Source organism: Pelagivirga sediminicola (assembly GCF_003072125.1).
Classification (GTDB): domain Bacteria; phylum Pseudomonadota; class Alphaproteobacteria; order Rhodobacterales; family Rhodobacteraceae; genus Roseovarius; species Roseovarius sediminicola.
In genome coordinates this window covers 104,697-120,495 of record NZ_QCYH01000006.1, presented here as the reverse complement: position 1 = coordinate 120,495, position 15,799 = coordinate 104,697, and the positions used below count along the sequence as shown (strand labels likewise).

General features: G+C 65.6%; 15 protein-coding genes and 1 tRNA gene. 2 read left to right on the top strand and 14 right to left on the bottom strand.

Features of this window, described 5'->3' with window-relative positions:
• Window positions 1-314: 314 nt before the first annotated feature.
• Window positions 315-3,095: an aconitate hydratase AcnA gene (gene acnA / locus DC366_RS11815; protein WP_108692422.1), complete on the top strand. Its 2,781-nt coding sequence runs from the start codon at window positions 315-317 to the stop codon at window positions 3,093-3,095.
• 88 nt (window positions 3,096-3,183) lie between these two features.
• Here acnA and DC366_RS11810 read toward each other — a convergent pair whose 3' ends face one another.
• The 11 genes from DC366_RS11810 to DC366_RS11760 form a co-directional block, all read right to left on the bottom strand.
• Window positions 3,184-3,723, bottom strand: coding sequence for a DsbE family thiol:disulfide interchange protein (locus DC366_RS11810; protein ID WP_108692421.1), 540 nt, complete (start codon window positions 3,721-3,723; stop codon window positions 3,184-3,186).
• Window positions 3,716-3,871 carry a heme exporter protein CcmD gene (gene ccmD / locus DC366_RS11805; protein ID WP_108692563.1) on the bottom strand — a complete coding sequence of 52 codons (156 nt, stop codon included), beginning with the start codon at window positions 3,869-3,871 and terminating at the stop codon, window positions 3,716-3,718. Before ccmD ends, DC366_RS11810 begins: the two co-directional genes overlap by 8 nt.
• On the bottom strand, window positions 3,871-4,602 hold the full coding sequence (locus tag DC366_RS11800; protein ID WP_108692420.1) for a heme ABC transporter permease: 732 nt from the start codon (window positions 4,600-4,602) through the stop codon (window positions 3,871-3,873). Before DC366_RS11800 ends, ccmD begins: the two co-directional genes overlap by 1 nt.
• A 17-nt stretch (window positions 4,603-4,619) precedes the next feature.
• A complete protein-coding gene (gene ccmB, locus DC366_RS11795) occupies window positions 4,620-5,276 on the bottom strand; it encodes a heme exporter protein CcmB (RefSeq protein ID WP_108692419.1) in 657 nt (218 codons plus the stop codon).
• Window positions 5,273-5,890, bottom strand: coding sequence for a heme ABC exporter ATP-binding protein CcmA (ccmA, locus tag DC366_RS11790; RefSeq protein ID WP_108692418.1), 618 nt, complete (start codon window positions 5,888-5,890; stop codon window positions 5,273-5,275). The genes ccmB and ccmA overlap by 4 nt, the downstream gene beginning before the upstream one ends.
• A gap of 48 nt (window positions 5,891-5,938) precedes the next feature.
• Window positions 5,939-6,292, bottom strand: a complete 354-nt coding sequence (locus tag DC366_RS11785) for an Mth938-like domain-containing protein (protein ID WP_108692417.1) — start codon at window positions 6,290-6,292, stop codon at window positions 5,939-5,941.
• 21 nt (window positions 6,293-6,313) lie between these two features.
• On the bottom strand, window positions 6,314-7,066 hold the full coding sequence (locus DC366_RS11780; RefSeq protein ID WP_108692416.1) for a sulfite exporter TauE/SafE family protein: 753 nt from the start codon (window positions 7,064-7,066) through the stop codon (window positions 6,314-6,316).
• Window positions 7,059-9,692 (bottom strand): protein translocase subunit SecD, encoded by a 2,634-nt coding sequence (gene secD / locus DC366_RS11775; protein WP_108692415.1) that lies wholly within the window; start codon window positions 9,690-9,692, stop codon window positions 7,059-7,061. The genes DC366_RS11780 and secD overlap by 8 nt, the downstream gene beginning before the upstream one ends.
• 51 nt (window positions 9,693-9,743) lie before the next feature.
• Window positions 9,744-10,046, bottom strand: coding sequence for a preprotein translocase subunit YajC (yajC, locus tag DC366_RS11770; RefSeq protein ID WP_108692414.1), 303 nt, complete (start codon window positions 10,044-10,046; stop codon window positions 9,744-9,746).
• Window positions 10,047-10,154: 108 nt separating this feature from the next.
• Window positions 10,155-10,514 carry a cupin domain-containing protein gene (locus DC366_RS11765; RefSeq protein ID WP_108692413.1) on the bottom strand — a complete coding sequence of 120 codons (360 nt, stop codon included), beginning with the start codon at window positions 10,512-10,514 and terminating at the stop codon, window positions 10,155-10,157.
• Between the two features lie 15 nt (window positions 10,515-10,529).
• Window positions 10,530-11,570 carry an alcohol dehydrogenase catalytic domain-containing protein gene (locus DC366_RS11760; protein ID WP_108692412.1) on the bottom strand — a complete coding sequence of 347 codons (1,041 nt, stop codon included), beginning with the start codon at window positions 11,568-11,570 and terminating at the stop codon, window positions 10,530-10,532.
• Between the two features lie 288 nt (window positions 11,571-11,858).
• On the opposite strand from DC366_RS11760, the gene DC366_RS11750 reads away from it, so the two are divergent.
• Window positions 11,859-11,934: transfer RNA gene (locus DC366_RS11750), tRNA-Thr, on the top strand.
• 45 nt (window positions 11,935-11,979) lie between these two features.
• Here the strand turns inward: DC366_RS11750 and DC366_RS11745 are convergent.
• From DC366_RS11745 to DC366_RS11735, 3 genes are read right to left on the bottom strand one after another with little or no spacing between them, the layout of a single operon-like run.
• The gene (locus DC366_RS11745) at window positions 11,980-13,473 is read right to left on the bottom strand and encodes a heme biosynthesis protein HemY (protein ID WP_108692410.1); all 1,494 of its coding nucleotides are present in this window, start codon (window positions 13,471-13,473) and stop codon (window positions 11,980-11,982) included.
• A gap of 22 nt (window positions 13,474-13,495) precedes the next feature.
• Window positions 13,496-15,010, bottom strand: a complete 1,515-nt coding sequence (locus DC366_RS11740; RefSeq protein WP_108692409.1) for a hypothetical protein — start codon at window positions 15,008-15,010, stop codon at window positions 13,496-13,498.
• Window positions 15,011-15,057: 47 nt separating this feature from the next.
• Window positions 15,058-15,789 (bottom strand): uroporphyrinogen-III synthase, encoded by a 732-nt coding sequence (locus DC366_RS11735; protein ID WP_165802893.1) that lies wholly within the window; start codon window positions 15,787-15,789, stop codon window positions 15,058-15,060.
• Between the last annotated feature and the right edge of the window lie 10 nt (window positions 15,790-15,799).

The following is a 15,799-nucleotide window of genomic DNA, read 5'->3' as shown; positions in this document are numbered from 1 at the left end:
CCTTTTGGTCCGCTTGGGAACGGCGCGACGCTATTGTTCCGCGCCCTGAAACACCAATCAACGTTTCGTCAGAAGCCTTTCAGGCGGGATATCGCGCCTTGGTGTGCAATAGTATACAAATAATGCCCTTACCCCTTGCGAGCCGATTTCAAATGCGGCAGAACCATGAATAGAGGGCCAATGCGCCATGGCGCGGTCCGTCCGGGCGGGGTATGCTCGGAATTTGACTGAAACAAATGGTCCGATTGGCGCGTTTCTTCACATAGTCGTAACCGCGCCCTTGCATAACGCGAGTGACCCGAAAGGATAGCCAGATGCCAATCAATGTGGGACATGATTCCGCCAAAACGCGCAAAACGTTGAAATCAGGTGATCAATCGGTTGCCTTCTACTCGATCAAGGCCGCGGAAGAGGCGGGCCTGGGCGATTTCAGCCGCCTTCCCGCCGCGCTCAAGGTCGTGCTGGAAAACATGCTTCGGTTCGAGGACGGCAACACGGTCACGCAGGACGACATCAAGGCTTTTGCCGAATGGGCGAAAAAGGGCGGCAAGAACCCACGCGAGATTGCGTACCGCCCCGCGCGCGTCCTGATGCAGGATTTCACCGGCGTTCCGGCGGTTGTGGACCTCGCCGCGATGCGCGACGGCATCCTTGCGCTGGGCGGCAAGGCCGAGCAGATCAACCCGCTCAACCCTGTTGATCTGGTCATCGACCACTCCGTCATGATCGATGAGTTCGGAAATCCCCGCGCCTTCCAGATGAACGTGGACCGCGAATACGAGCGGAACATGGAGCGCTACCAGTTCCTGAAATGGGGACAGGGCGCCTTCAACAATTTCCGCGTCGTGCCCCCCGGCACCGGCATTTGCCACCAGGTCAACCTTGAATATCTGTCCCAGACCGTGTGGACGGATACCGACCAGAATGGCGAGGAAGTCGCCTATCCCGACACGCTGGTCGGCACCGACAGCCACACCACCATGGTCAACGGCGTGGCCGTCCTCGGCTGGGGCGTTGGCGGGATCGAGGCGGAAGCGGCCATGCTGGGCCAGCCGATCTCGATGCTGATCCCCGAAGTTGTGGGCTTTGAGCTGACCGGAGAGATGACCGAAGGCACCACCGGCACGGACCTTGTCCTGAAAGTGGTCGAGATGCTGCGCGAACGCGGCGTGGTCAGCAAATTCGTCGAGTTTTACGGCAAGGGCCTCGACACGTTGCCCTTGGCAGACCGCGCGACGATCGCCAACATGGCGCCCGAATACGGCGCAACCTGCGGCTTCTTCCCGATTGACGAGGAAACGCTGCGCTACCTGACCAACACGGGCCGCGACAAGGACCGCGTTGCGCTGGTCAAAGCCTACGCCAAGGAAAACGGCCTGTGGCGCGACGAGAATTACGCGCCGATCTATACCGACACGCTGCATCTGGACATGGGCACGATCGTGCCGGCAATCTCGGGGCCCAAGCGGCCGCAGGATTTCGTCGCACTGACCGAGGCTGCGGTCACATTCCGCGAGTACATCAAGGGACAGCGCAGCAGCGAGAAAGCGCCGGAAAAGCAAAAGGACCGCTGGGAGAGCGAGGGCGGCCCGGCCGCGCCGCGCGACATTCCCGGCGATGCGGGACATCACCGCCGCGGCACCGTGGCAAGCGTGAATGGCAACGATCCGTATCAATTGCATGATGGCAGCATCGTGATCGCCTCGATCACCTCCTGCACCAACACGTCCAACCCCTACGTGATGATCGGCGCGGGCCTTGTGGCGCGCAAGGCGCGCGAGTTGGGCCTGACGCGCAAGCCCTGGGTCAAGACCAGCCTGGCGCCCGGCAGCCAGGTGGTGAGCGACTATCTGGAAGCCGCCGGATTGCAGGAAGATCTGGATGCGATCGGCTTCAATCTCGTTGGCTATGGCTGCACGACTTGCATCGGTAACTCCGGGCCGTTGGAGCCGGAAATCTCGAAGGCGATCAACGATTACGACCTCATCGGGGTGTCCGTCCTGTCGGGCAACCGCAACTTCGAGGGCCGGATCAGCCCCGATGTGCGCGCCAACTACCTGGCGAGCCCGCCGCTTGTCGTGGCCTATTCGCTGATCGGTGACATGAACGTGGATATCGCCGCATCGCCTCTGGGTCAGGACAAGGACGGCAACGACGTCTATCTCAAGGACATCTGGCCCACCAGCGACGAGATCAACGCGCTGGTCGAAAAGACGGTGACGCGCGATGCGTTCCAGTCGAAATATGCCAACGTCTTCAAGGGCGACGAGAAATGGCAGGCGGTCGAGACGTCCGAGGGGCAGACTTATGACTGGCCTCCCGAATCGACCTATGTGCAAAATCCGCCCTACTTTCAGGGCATGTCCAAGGAGCCGTCGAAGATTGCCGATATCGAGGACGCGCGCATCCTTGCGCTGCTTGGCGATATGGTCACGACCGACCACATCAGCCCGGCCGGCAGTTTCAAGGAATCGACGCCTGCGGGACAATACCTGCGCGAGCGGCAAGTGCCCGTGCGGGAGTTCAACTCCTACGGGTCGCGGCGCGGCAATCACGAGGTGATGATGCGCGGCACCTTCGCCAACATCCGGATCCGCAACGAGATGCTGGATGATGTCGAAGGCGGCTATACGCTCGGCCCCGACGGAGAACAGATGTCGATCTTTGACGCGGCCATGGCTTACCACGAGCAGGACACGCCGCTGGTCATCTTTGCGGGCGAGCAATACGGCGCCGGATCCAGCCGCGACTGGGCTGCCAAAGGCACGGCGCTTTTGGGTGTGCGCGCCGTGATCGCCGAAGATTTCGAGCGTATTCACCGCTCGAACCTCGTGGGTATGGGTGTTGTCCCGTTCGAGTTTACCGGCGGCGACACGCGCAAATCGCTGGGCCTGACCGGCAAGGAAAGCGTGACGATCAAGGGTCTGGGCCAGATCAAGCCGCAGCAGGAAGTGCCCTGCCTGATCCGCATGGAGGACGGCACGGAGAAGGAGATCACCATCCGGTGCCGCATCGATACGGCGATCGAGATCGAATATGTCGAGAATGGCGGCGTCCTGAACTACGTGCTGCGCAACCTGGCAAAAACCGCCTGACACGCGCCGGGCGCTGAACACAAAAACGCCCGCAGCATGATCGCTGCGGGCGTTTTGCGTGGCAAGGTGGGGGCATGAACGCCGCGGGCTACTTCGCCAGCGCCTCCTCCAACGCGGGGCGGAAGCGCTGTTCATAATCGCTGCCCACGAGCGGGCCGGCAAAGCGGAAAAGGACGGTGCCATCGCCGTCCACGATGAACGTCTCCGGCGGCGCCGTGACGCCCCAGTCAATCGCCGTGCTTCCCTTGGGGTCGAACCCGAGGGCGAAAAACGGGTCGCCCTCGTCCTTCAGATACTTGTCCGCCTGACCTGCCTCGTCCTTGAAATTGACGCCGGCCACGCGCAATCCCGCATCGCTCATCGCCTGCAGTTGCGGATGCTCGGCGCGGCAGGGGGGGCACCAGCTGGCCCAGAAATTGACGACGGTGACATCGCCGCTCCGCAGGTCCGCGTCCGCCAGGATCGTGCGGCCCTCCAGCCCCCGCTCCGGCACCGCCGGCGCAGGCTGGCCGATGAACACCGATGGCAGCGCATTCGGATCGCCCCGCTGCATGCCCACATAAAACAGCCCCGCGAGGCAGGCGAACAGCACCGGCGGCGCCAGCATGAACGGAGATATCCTAGCCATTTTTGCGCATCCTTTGCTCAAGCGCCGCAAGCTCGCGCCGCATCCGCCGCGCGCGGCCCAAGCTGACGGCGCAAAGCACCACCAGCAAGGCGATCGAGACGCCATAGGAGGACAGGACGGCGACGGCATATTTTCCCAGCTCGGGCATCATCCCATCCTTTCCCGGGCCAAAAGCGCACGCATCCGCCGCGCTCTTATTTCCGTTTGCGTGCGCAGCAGCACCAGCGCCACAAAGAGCAGCACGAACCCCGCAATGCACACCAGCAGCGGCAGATAGAAGACATCCGCCACGTTCTCTTTCTTGTCGAGGCTGAGCGACGCGCCCTGATGAAGGCCCTGATTCCAGAACAGCACCGCATACCGGCTGAGCAGCGCAAAGACTGACCCGACAAGGCACAGAACCGAGGTCAGGTCCGCCGCCGCATCGTCATTTTCGATCGCCGACCACAGGGCGATATAGCCCAGATAGAAAAGCAAAAGGATCAGGAACGATGTCAGGCGCGGATCCCACACCCACCACGTGCCCCAGATCGGCTGGCCCCAGAACGCGCCGGTCGCAAGCGCGATGATCGTCATCACCGCGCCCACCGGCGCCGCGGCGCGGGCCGCCAGCGCGCTGACATGATGGCGCCGGACGATCCAGATCAGGGACGCGACCAGCATCATCAGCCAGGCGTTGATCGCCATGAGCGCGGCTGGCACGTGCAGATAGATGATCTTGACGCTGGCGCCCTGGCGATAATCCTCGGGCGTGAAGAAAAAGCCCCAGACCAGCCCCAGCACAAGGCACGCCAGCGCCAGCGCCCCCACCCACGGCAGGACGCGGTCGGAGGTCGCGATAAACTTGCGCGGATTGGCGTATTCCCAGAGCGAGGCCATGACGATCCTTCAGACAGTTAGCGCAGACTGACCCTTACTACCGCAGCCGATGCGAAGGGCAAGAGGGCGATAGTGCCGCAGGTGATCCCGGCCAGCATCGCCAAGGGCATGCCGTGGTCCAACCCCTCGGCGCCGCGCCGTGCCGCCTCGGCGCCGAAGATCAGCGTCGGCACGTAGAGCGGCAGCACCAGCAGCGACAGGAGCAGCCCCCCGCGCTTGACGCCTACCGTCAGCGCCGCGCCGAACGTGCCGATCACACTCAGCGCCGGTGTCCCCAGCGCCAGCGCCTGCAAAAGCGGAGCATAGCCCGCAGCCGGCATGTTCAGCAGCACCGCCAGAAAGGGTGCCACCAGGACCAGGGGCAGGCCCGTCGTCAACCAATGCGCCAAAGCCTTGAGCGTGACCAGCGCCTCCAGCGGCAGCGGCGCGGTGGCCAGCAGGTCAAGCGATCCGTCCTCGTAATCCAGCGCAAAGATCCGGTCGAGCGACAGAAGGCAGGCCAGAAGCGCGCCCAGCCACAGGATGCCCGGCGCGATCACGCTGTGCAGATCGCCCCGCGGGCCGACGGCGAAGGGCACCAGCACCACGACGATCAGGAAAAACGCAAGGCCAAGGCCAAAGCCGCCGCCCGCGCGGATCGCAAGACGCAGATCACGGATCAGGATCGCCCTCACAGGAATGCCTCGTCAAAGCCGTCCAGCGCAGCCGCCCGCGCCTTGAAGGGGGCGACATCCATCACCTCCGCCTCATCAAGGCCCAGATCGATATGGGTCGCCATCACGGCGGAGCCTCCGGCGGCCAGATGCGCACGCACCGTTCGCGCGAACATCGCCGTCGCGGGCGCATCGAGCGACACCGTCGGCTCGTCCAGCAGCCAGATCTCGCGCCCCGCCACGATCAGCCGCGCAAGGCCGAGGCGCCGTTTTTGCCCGGCCGACATGGCACCGGCGGGGCGCTCCGCCAGCCCCTCCAGCTCGAACGCGGCAAGGGCGGCGTGCACATCGCCGCCGCCAAAGATATCTGCCCAGAAGCTCAGGTTTTCGCGCGCGGTCAGCGCCGCCTTGATGCCGTCCGCGTGCCCGGCGTAAACGCGCGCCTCGGGCGGTGCCTGAACGCGTCCGCGCAAGGGGGGCTGCAGCCCGGCAAGCGTGCGCAGAAGCGTTGTCTTGCCCGACCCATTGGGCCCGCGCAGGATCAGCGCGCGGCCGGGATCGAGCGTGAACGTCACGCCCTCCAGCACGGCGATTCCGCCGCGCGACACGCTGAGATCATGGGCAGACAGGGACATGGCAAACGCTTAGCGCAAAGCGCAAACAAGGGGAAGGCAGCGCGCGCGTCAGACCGGCAGAACCGCCGCCGCGACACGGCGCCCCTCGGACAGCAACACGTTGTAGGTGCGGCAGGCGGCGGGCGAGCTCATGGTTTCAACGCCCATGCCTGCCTGTTCCAGCGCGCTGCGCAAATCTGCGGGGATATGCGCGATCTCGGCGCCGGTGCCGATGAACACGACATCCACATCGCCGACAAGATCCAGCAGCGGCTGCGCATCGTCCAGCCCGCCCCAACTGCGCGCGCCCGTTTCGGTCACGAGCGCCGCGCCTTTCAGGACGCTCCCGCCCACACGGAAAAAGCCGGGGCCATAGCCATCGATCGGCGTGGCCTCCTCGAAGATGACTTCGGTCAGTTGCATGATCGCTCCCTTTATCTCGGCTCAGGTCCAGACCGGCAGGCCCACCAGCACGGACAGCGCGATGACACCCAGCGCGGCGCGGCGATAAAGCCGCTCGTGTTCGGGGTGAAACAGCGCCTGCCCCACCATCATGGCGATGAAATAGGGCACTGCAAGGATCGCGCCCAGCCACAGGATCGAAAAGTCGTCAAAACCGCGCAGGCCCAGATTGACGACAATCGCCAGATCCAGCGCGCCGAGGAACAGGATCGTGTTGGCACGTACCGTCCGGGCGCTTTGCCGTGCGGCAAGATAGAACAGCACTACGACCGGCCCGGTCAGCCCCGTCATGCCCCCCATGAACCCCGCGGCGGCCCCGATGGCCAGCGTGATGCCCACGCCCACGCTTGCGCTGAACCGCCAGCCCAGCACCAGCGCGGCCAGCGTGCCGCCCGCAAAACCCGCGACGACCCAGCGCACGAGCGTTGCATCCAGCGCATCCATCACGATCAGGCCCAGCGGTATGGTCGGCAGCGCCGCCAGCACCAGAAGGCCCACTTGCCTGCGATCCGCCTGCCCCCATGCGCGCGGCACCAGTGCCGCGATGCTGGCCACCTCAACCAGCGCGATGATCGCGATGACATGGACCGGCGGCAGAAAGATGCCCGCCACCGGCACGAAGATCAGCGCCGAGCCAAAGCCGCTGAAGCCGCGCACGACCCCCGCCACCGCGATGGTCAGGGCCAACCACCAGAACCCCGGCAGCGCCAGCGCCGCGAGGGCCGCGTCAGGCATCGACGTTGGCGAACTGGGTTCCGGAATTCGCGTCCGGCTTGGACCAGTCGCGCTTGACCCCAAGCCACAAAAGGAAGGTCGCGGCGACGAATATCGAGCTGTATGTGCCCACGACGATGCCCCACATCATGGCAAAGACAAACCCGCGGATGACGTCGCCACCCAGGAAATAGAGCGCCAGTAGGGCCAGCATGGTCGTGAAGGACGTCATGATCGTGCGGCTGAGCGTCTCGTTGATCGACAGGTTCAGCACCTCGCGCAGCGGCTTGGTCTTGTATTTGCGCAGGTTCTCGCGGACCCGGTCGAACACGATTACCGTGTCGTTCAGAGAATAGCCGACGATGGTCAGAAGCGCCGCGATGGTCGCCAGATCGAACTGAAGCTGCAATTCGGAAAAGACGCCGATGGTCAGGACCACGTCATGGACCAAGGCCACCACCGCGCCGACGGCGAATTGCCATTCGAAGCGCAGCCAGATGTAGATCAGCACCGCCCCGATCGCCAGCAGCACCGCGATGGCCGCCGTCTGGATCAACTCGCCCGACACTTTCGGCCCGACGCTTTCGACGGAGGTAAAGCTGACATCCGGCACCTCTGACTGCAACGCGGCCTCGACCGCGGCAATGGTTTCGGGGGTCACTGCCTCGGCATCGTCCTGGGCCTGGATGCGGATCATCGACACGTTCTCATCCGGGCCGAAGGTGGGATCGAAGACCTCGGTGATCGAGATGTCGCCCAGCCCCAGATCGCTCATCGCGGCGCGGTACTGGCCGATATCGACGCTTTGCTCGCTTTGCGTGCGGATCGTGGTGCCGCCCCTGAAATCGATGCCGAAGTTCAGCCCCTGCGCGAAGAAGGACACGCAGGCCAGCACGATCAGCACCGCCGAGACGCCCAGCGACAGCTTCCAGCGGCGGAAGAAATTGACGCTGGTTTCCTGCTTGACCAGTTTCAGGTAGCGGCCCTGAAGCACGGTCTTGGGGCGCTTGCGCTCGAACCACATGACGGTGATCAGGCGGGTGACGAAGATCGCGGTAAAGACCGAGGTCAGGATGCCGAGGCCCAGCGTGATGGCAAAGCCGCGCACCGGCCCGCTGCCCATCGCGAAAAGGATGATGGCGGTGATCAGCGTCGTGATGTTGGCGTCCACAATGGCGCTCAGCGCCTTTTCATAGCCCAGTTCGATGGCGCGGGCGGCACCCTTGGCCGTCTTCATCTCCTCGCGGATCCGCTCGAAGATCAGCACGTTGGCATCCACCGCCATGCCGATGGTCAGCACGATGCCCGCGATTCCCGGCAGCGTCAGTGTGGCGCCGACCAGGCTGAGCAGGCCGAACATCAGCCCGACGTTGATGATCAGCGCGATGTTGGCAAAAAGGCCGAACAGCCCATAGCTGGCGAACATGAAGATCAGCACAAGGCCGAACGCCACGATGCTGGCGATCTTGCCCGCCTCGATGCTGTCGGCGCCCAGCTCGGGGCCGATCGTGCGCTCTTCGAGGAATTCAAGCCCCGCAGGCAGCGCGCCCGCGCGCAATAGGACGGCGAGATTCGTGCTCTCCTCGACCGAAAAACGTCCGGTGATGATGCCCGATCCGCCGGGAATGTGGCTTTGGATCGTGGGGGCGCTGATGACCTCATTGTCCAGCACGATGGCGAAGGGGCTGCCGATATTGGCCGCCGTATAGTCGCCAAAGGCGCGCGCGCCGGTCGGGTTGAAGCGGAACGACACGGCGGGCCGCCCGTTCTGATCGAAATCGGGCTGTGCATCGACCAGCTCGTCGCCGGTGACGACAGGCGCGCGCTCCAGCACGTAAAAGACGCCCTTCTCGTTCAGATCCGGCAGCACCTCGTTGCCCGGCCCCGCGCTTTCATCGGCGGAACTGGCGCGCCCGATGACCGGCTGAAAGGTCAGCTGCGCGGTGGTGCCGATCATTTCCTTCAGCTCGGCGGTGCTGGCGATGCCGGGCACCTGGATCAGGATGCGGTCGGTGCCCTGGCGCTGGATGGTGGGCTCTCGCGTGCCGACCTCGTCGATACGGCGGCGGATGATCTCCAGCGACTGGCGGACCGTGCGCTCGTCCGTGGCGCGCATTTCGGCCTCGGACAGGCGGACGACGATGCGCCCGTCCCGCGTGGTGACCTCGATATCGCTGGCGCCGGCGCCGGTCAGGCTGGCCACGGGGGTGGCAAGGCTGCGCACCAGCTCGGCCGCGCGGGCCGCTTGTTCGGGGCGCTCGTTCAGGCGCACGACCAGTTCGGGGCCCTCGGTCGGCTCCAGCCGGATGGTGCCGATCTCGTCGCGCTGGTCGCGCAGCAGATCGCGCACCGCGGGCCACATGCCTTCGATACGCGACTGATAGACGTCGCTGACCTTGACCTCGGCCAGTAGATGCGCGCCGCCGCGCAGGTCGAGCCCCAGATTGACCAGACCGTTTGGCATCCAGCTGGGCCAGCTGTCCAGAGCGTCCTGCACCTGCGCGGGATCGACGCCCTGCTCGATGGCCTTGGCCGCATCGTTATGCGTCTCGACCCGCCCGTAAAAGCCGTTCGGCAGCGCCAGAAGGAGGCCAAGGGCGACAAGACCCCAGATGCAAATACGTTTCCACAGATCGATCTGAAGCATGTCGGCGCCTTTATGTGCAGTGCTGGCGGTTTCGGCTATCGGGGCGCGGGATCACGCCTTGGGCGCGTCGCTGGCCGGTTCGGTCTTGGAGATCACCTGCGCGACGGTCGATTTGACGACGCGCACCTTGATGTTCGCGGCCAGCTCGACCTCGATCTCGTCATCATCCTTGACCTTGGAGACCTTGCCGATCAGGCCGCCTTGGGTGATCACCTGATCGCCGCGGCGCAGATTCTCGACCATCGCGCGATGCGCCTTCAGCTTGCGCTGCTGCGGACGGATCAGAAGGAAATACATGATCGCAAAGATCAGAATGAGGGGAATGAACTGCGCGAACGCGGATCCGCCTTCCATGTGGGATACTCCTGTTGACGGCGGGGCCGCCCCCGCGAATTTGGCGGAACCTATGGGCGCGCAGCCCTATTTGCAAGGCGCGAAAACGCGGGCGGCGCGGTGCGGCGCCTATGGATCGGAAAAATCGTCGGGTATCCGGGCATAGACCGCAATCAGGCAGCCATCCCGCGTGGTCGAGCAATGCTCGGTCCCGTCCCTCAGCCAGACCAGATCACCGGGGCCATATCGCGTGCCGTCATGGTCGGTCAGATCGCCCTCGATGATCAAGAATTCCTCATCCCCCTTGTGGCGATGGGGCTGTGTCGTGGTGCCCGGCGCCATGCGGTAGATGTAGAAGCCCGACGCCGGCGGGTTCGAATCGTTCAGCTGCAGAACCTCGCCATCGGGTTTGCCGTTCGTCTCGATCGGGGTGAAGGCGGCCGTGTGAATGTTGGTCACGCGGCGGTTTTCGGTCTTGATCGGCTCCATCTGCGTGCTCCTTGTCTATTGCGCGAAATCGATGCACAGCCGCCCGGCCACGTCGCCGGCCTTCAGCGCATCGAGCGCGGCATTCACATCCTCCAGCGCGATCGCCTGCACCTCCACCCTGAGCGGGTGCGCGGCGGCAAATGCCAGAAAATCGGCCAGCTCCTGACGGCTGCCCACGGACGAGCCGAACACCCGGTGCCCCCCGTTGATCAGCCACATCATCGACAGCGGCATCGGGTCATGCACCATGGCGACGGCAACGATATCGCTCATCGGGTTGGCCGCGGCCTCGATCATGGGCCAGATTGCCGGGCTCGGCGCGAAATTCAGCGTTACGTCGGCGCCGCCCGCCTGCCTGATCTCGGCGCCCGCATCCTCGCCCGTGGGCACGATCACATCGGCGCCCAGCCGTTTCGCGGTCTTCAGCTTCGATGGATCGCGGTCCACCACCATCACCCGCGCGCCGCGCACCTTGGCGATCAGGATCGCATATTGTCCCAGACCGCCCGCGCCGATGATCAGCACATTCGTGCCCGCCTCCAGCCGCGTCTTGCGCAGCGCCGACCATGCCATCAGCCCCGCACAAAGCAGCGGCGCCCCCCTGAGCGGATCGATCTCTTCGGGGATCTCGACCGCGAAATCAGCCGGGCAAAGCGCGTATTGCGCGAAGGCGCCGTGTTTCTGCACGCCGCGCGCGTTGCCCGCAGCGCACAAAGCCTCGTGCCCGGTGCGGCAGGGTTTGCACTGCATGCAGGTCTCGAAGATCCAGGGCAGGCCGATCCGCGTGCCGATCTCCGGCGCGTTCTTCGTGCCCGCCCCGATCTGAACGACACGCCCGATCCCCTCATGGCCAAGGACGAGCGGATAGAGGCTGTCCGGCAGATTTTCCTGCCCCTCGCGCAGATGCAGGTCCGAATGGCAGACGCCGCAGGTCTCCATCTGCACCAGAACCTGACCGGCGCCGGGCGTCGGCATCGCCACCTCGCGGATTTCCACGGGCGCGCCTGGCGCGGGGCAGATGGCGGCCTTCATCGTCAGCGGAAGCGTGTCGGTCATGGGCGTCTCCTTTCAGCTCATGCTATGCGCGCGGCGCACCGAGGGGAAGTGCCACATTCGCGCGGCATACCCTTGGTCCGCCAAGCAGATATCGGCCAGCGTCCGGCACGGGCACGATCAAGATCGGCGGGCGGACCACCATTCAGGCGCTTGCAAGATGCTGTGCGTGCTGCCGAAGGTCTGGGCGTGAGGCAGGGCCGCCTCATCTGCGGCCTTTCAGGCGGCCGATCGGCGTGATAATTCTGTCTTGCGCGGTCTTCGCTTAGCGTTTAGACGAACAGCCGCACAGCCCCAATAGCTCAGCTGGTAGAGCAACTGTTTCGTAAATAGTAGGTCGGCGGTTCGAGTCCGTCTTGGGGCACCATCATCACCTTGAAATTCGATCGAAACCGCGCGCATGGCGCGGCGCCTAGTTCTTGGCCTCGCTCGTATCGGTCGCATCGGTCGCATCATCGGGCGTTTCCGGCTCGGTATCGACGATCTCGGCGTCGACGACGCTGGCGACGTCCTTGGCGCTGTGATCCTCAAGATCGCCCATGATCAGCGGCAGCATCTCGACCCCGGTGGGCGATGTGACATCGCTCTGCGGGGGTGTCCTCCACGCGAGCGTGTCGAACGCGCCGCAATGATCGCAGGCGGGCGCCCACTCGCCATGGATGTTCTGGCAATTGTTGCAGATCCATTGCGGGCCGCGCGGCGCGGTCAGCGCGCGGGCAAGCCATCCCTTGACCACGCGGTCCGGCGCACCTTCGCCGCGCTCGACGGCGGCCATGATGGTCAGAACGCGCGCGTCAGGATCCTTTTCCACCAGATCGCCAAGCGCGCGGCGGGCGGCGGGGAAATCTTCGGCGGCAAGGTTCAGCTCGGCCTCGACCAAGCGCGATTCGCGGTGATCGGGGCGCGCGGTGATCAGCTTTCCAAACCGTTTCAGGCGCTGCTGCGGCGTCTCGTCCGGGGCGATGGCGGCAAAGGCCGCGGCCAGATCGGGATGCGGCTGCTGGTCCCATGCCTTGCGGATCACGCGGGCCGCATAGCGCGGTGCGCCCTGCGCGATGTAGCTGCGCGCGGCCATGACCGCAGCGGGGATCAGATGCGGCGACAGCTTGTTCGCCTCGATCGCGGCCTCGCGCGCCTCGACGGTCTTGCCCTCCACGGCGATGTCGCGCGCGGCCGACAGCGCCAGCACGGCATCGCGGCGCTTGTGCACATCGCGGGGGATGTTGCCGAATTTCAGCTTGGCATTGAGGGTGGAGCGCGCGCCGGCCCAATCCTCCTGCCCCGTCTGAAGCTTCAGCAGCGTGTCCTGAATCTCCGGATGGGCGGGCTTCAGGCCAAAGGCCGTCTCGGCCAGTTTCAGCGCCGTATCCGTGTCCCCGTCGGCAAGTTTCTGGCGCAAAATGCCGCGCACACCCACAAACCGGGTGCGGTCGTCCTTCAGCAGGCGCTTGTACACCTCTTCGGCCTTGGCACGGTCGCCCGACATCTCGGCGGCTTGCGCCGTCACAAGGTTGGTCAGCGCGGGCTTTTTCAGATAGCGCTCGGCGCGGGCGGCGCGGGCCATGGCCACGTCGCCTTCGCCGGATGCCAGCGCCAGCATGCCCTCGGACAGCGCGCGATAGCCCTTTTCCTGCCTGTTGCGGTCGAAATAGCGCGAAATCGCGGTTTCATCGCCGTTGATGAACTTCAGCACCGCGATCAGCAATGCCGCCAGTTTCAGCAGCAGCCACAGGACCAGGATGATCAGCGCCAGCGCCAGAACGGCCTTGAGCGGGGTCAGGTTCAATTCGATCCCGGCCATGACGATGCGCACGCCGCCATCCAGCTCCAGCAGGTAGGACGCGCCGAAGGTGACCAGCACCACGAGGGCCAGGAAAACGACGATCTTGATGATTGACCACAGCATTATGAGGCGTGCCCTTTCGGTTTCAGTTCAATTTAGCGGCCAGCGCATCATACGCGGCGAGGGCTTCGATCCGTGCGCGCACGGACGCGGCCCAGTCCGAAAGCTCGGCGCGGGCGGGGTCCGGCAATGTCTCGACCTCCGAAACGGCGGCCTCCAGATTGCCCTGGCGCATGTCATCCTCGGCGCGCGACAGGGTGGCGTCGGTGCCCGGCCCCTCGCGCCGCTCCAGCGACCGCGCGCCCAGCTGACCGGACATGAAGGACCAAAAGCCGCCGTCATCCTCATCGCCGCTCTTGCGCGCAGTGGCCAGCGCGGCCCGCGCGGCGGGCGCGAAATCGGCCTGAAGCGCGGCCTGCGTCGGAACGCCCGCCGCCGCCACATCCTGCAGCGCGTCGGGGGCGGACATGCCCGCCCGCTCCAGATCGCCCAGCGCTTCGTCGAAGGGCGTGCCGGTGTCCAGGGCAGTGCGGATGCGCGTCAGTGCCGCGCGGCGCAGATCCTGCTGGGCCGAGGCGCGGGCCACGTCATCGCGCCGCTCCGCTTCGGCAACGAGCGCGGCAATCTGCTCGCCCTGTGCGTTCACGGTCTGGCGCAGATCGGTCAGCTGGCCGGTGGTCACGCCGGTGCCATCGGTGCCGGAGGGCTGCGCCTCGACCTCGGCCAGGCGACCGGACACGGTTTCAACCTGCTCGGCCAGTTGCGATATCCGGGCGTCCAGGTCCGATTGCGCGGCCTCGAAGCCGCTGGTGTCGGGCGCGGCAGGCAGGCCGTCGATCTGGGCCTGCAACTGGTCGATCCGGGCGGCCTGATCGGCCAGTCTGGCATCGAGATCACTCTGCGCTGTTTGATCAGGCGCCATGATGCCCATGTAGTACGCCGCGCCAAAGCCGATCGCAGCGGCGCAGACGCCCCCGAGCAGGAGCGGCACGAAGCCGCCCTTGCGCTGCGGTGCGGGCTGCGCCGGTGTGGCGCTGGCCGCGCTGCGCGCCGTGCTGGTGGATGCCGTTGCCGCCGCAGGCTTGGTCTCACGCGCGGCGCCGGATGCCGCGCTCGCCGCCGCCGGCCCCGTGCTGCGGGGACCGGAGGCCGGGATCGAGCTGGCAGAGGTTCCATCCGCGGTCTGGGAGATGCTGCCCGCGCCCGACGATGCATCGGATCCGATCCCCGGCTTCGCGTCACTTGTGGGTTTTGCGCCAGTTGCAGTGGCGCCCGTCGCGGCGTCACTGGGTTTGGCCGCGCTGGTCTTTGCTGTGTCGCTCTTGGCACTGTCGCTGGTCGCAGCGTCACTCTTAACGCTGCTGTCGCTCGTGGCAGTACCGCTCTTCGCTGCTGCCCTCTTTGGAGCGCTAGCGGCGGTGCTTGTCTTCGCAGCGGCACTTTTTCCCGCAGCAGCCTTGCCGGGTTTCGGCGCTCCTTTGGCCGCAGTGCCGGACGGGTTTGCGCCTTCGGGCTTGGCTTCGGCATCAGCCCCGGCCGAGGCGTCCTTGCCCTTGGCGGCTGTGCCTTTGCGTCCTGAAGGTCCCTTTTTTTCTGCCACGTCAGCCGTCCCTTCCGAATCTGCCCGTTATTCTGAACCTGACAACCTTACTGCGCACTCTTTGTTCCCTCAAGGCGATACGCCTCGGCCAGCGCGGCGGGCCAGGCGCGCAACATTCCGGCGGCATCGGGCCGGTCCGCGACGATGCAGGCGGACGCGGCGCCCTGCGGCACGCGGTCCGCAGCAGCGCGGCTGATGGCCAGGATCACCAGCGGCGCGCGCGGCGCCGCACCCTCCAAGAGCGCCGCTGCGCTGCGCGGTGAAAACACGGGCGCGATCACCGGCGCGTCGCCGTTCAGGCAGGCGCGCGCCTCCTCCGTCAGGGAAAGGCGCTTTTGCACGTAAAGCACCGCATCGGTCGCGGCGATCCCTTCGGCGCGAAGCGCGCCCGCCACATCCGCCGCCGCATGGGCGCCCCGCAGATGCAGCATCGGGCCGATCGCATTGTCGGCCCTGATACGCGCCAGAAGATCGCGCGCATCGCCGCCGCACGAGATGGCGCGCATCCCTGCCGCCTCGGCGGCGCTGGCTGTGGTGTCGCCCACGGCATAGACGGGAATATCGCGCCGCGCCGTCAACTCGGCATAGCGGAACACCCCCTGCTGGGAGGTGAAGATCAGCCACCGCACCCCCTCCAGATCAGGCAGTTCGCCCTGCGGCTCGATCCGCAGGACGGGCGAGAGGACGACCGGCAGATCGCCCCCCGGCAGGCCCCGCAGCGCGGCAATGAAGCTGCCCGCGCCGGGTTCGGGCCGGGTGATGAGGATGGTGGGGGGCAATGGGCCGCTC

Coding starts and splice junctions, on each gene's coding strand:
- yajC (WP_108692414.1), bottom strand. CDS start 10,046: ATGGAAGGCGGATCCGCGTTCGCGCAGTTCATTCCCCTCATTCTGATC.
- acnA (WP_108692422.1), top strand. CDS start 315: ATGCCAATCAATGTGGGACATGATTCCGCCAAAACGCGCAAAACGTTG.
- DC366_RS11780 (WP_108692416.1), bottom strand. CDS start 7,066: ATGCCTGACGCGGCCCTCGCGGCGCTGGCGCTGCCGGGGTTCTGGTGG.
- DC366_RS11810 (WP_108692421.1), bottom strand. CDS start 3,723: ATGGCTAGGATATCTCCGTTCATGCTGGCGCCGCCGGTGCTGTTCGCC.
- ccmA (WP_108692418.1), bottom strand. CDS start 5,890: ATGTCCCTGTCTGCCCATGATCTCAGCGTGTCGCGCGGCGGAATCGCC.
- secD (WP_108692415.1), bottom strand. CDS start 9,692: ATGCTTCAGATCGATCTGTGGAAACGTATTTGCATCTGGGGTCTTGTC.
- ccmD (WP_108692563.1), bottom strand. CDS start 3,871: ATGCCCGAGCTGGGAAAATATGCCGTCGCCGTCCTGTCCTCCTATGGC.
- DC366_RS11745 (WP_108692410.1), bottom strand. CDS start 13,473: ATGCTGTGGTCAATCATCAAGATCGTCGTTTTCCTGGCCCTCGTGGTG.
- DC366_RS11800 (WP_108692420.1), bottom strand. CDS start 4,602: ATGGCCTCGCTCTGGGAATACGCCAATCCGCGCAAGTTTATCGCGACC.
- DC366_RS11760 (WP_108692412.1), bottom strand. CDS start 11,570: ATGACCGACACGCTTCCGCTGACGATGAAGGCCGCCATCTGCCCCGCG.
- DC366_RS11765 (WP_108692413.1), bottom strand. CDS start 10,514: ATGGAGCCGATCAAGACCGAAAACCGCCGCGTGACCAACATTCACACG.
- DC366_RS11785 (WP_108692417.1), bottom strand. CDS start 6,292: ATGCAACTGACCGAAGTCATCTTCGAGGAGGCCACGCCGATCGATGGC.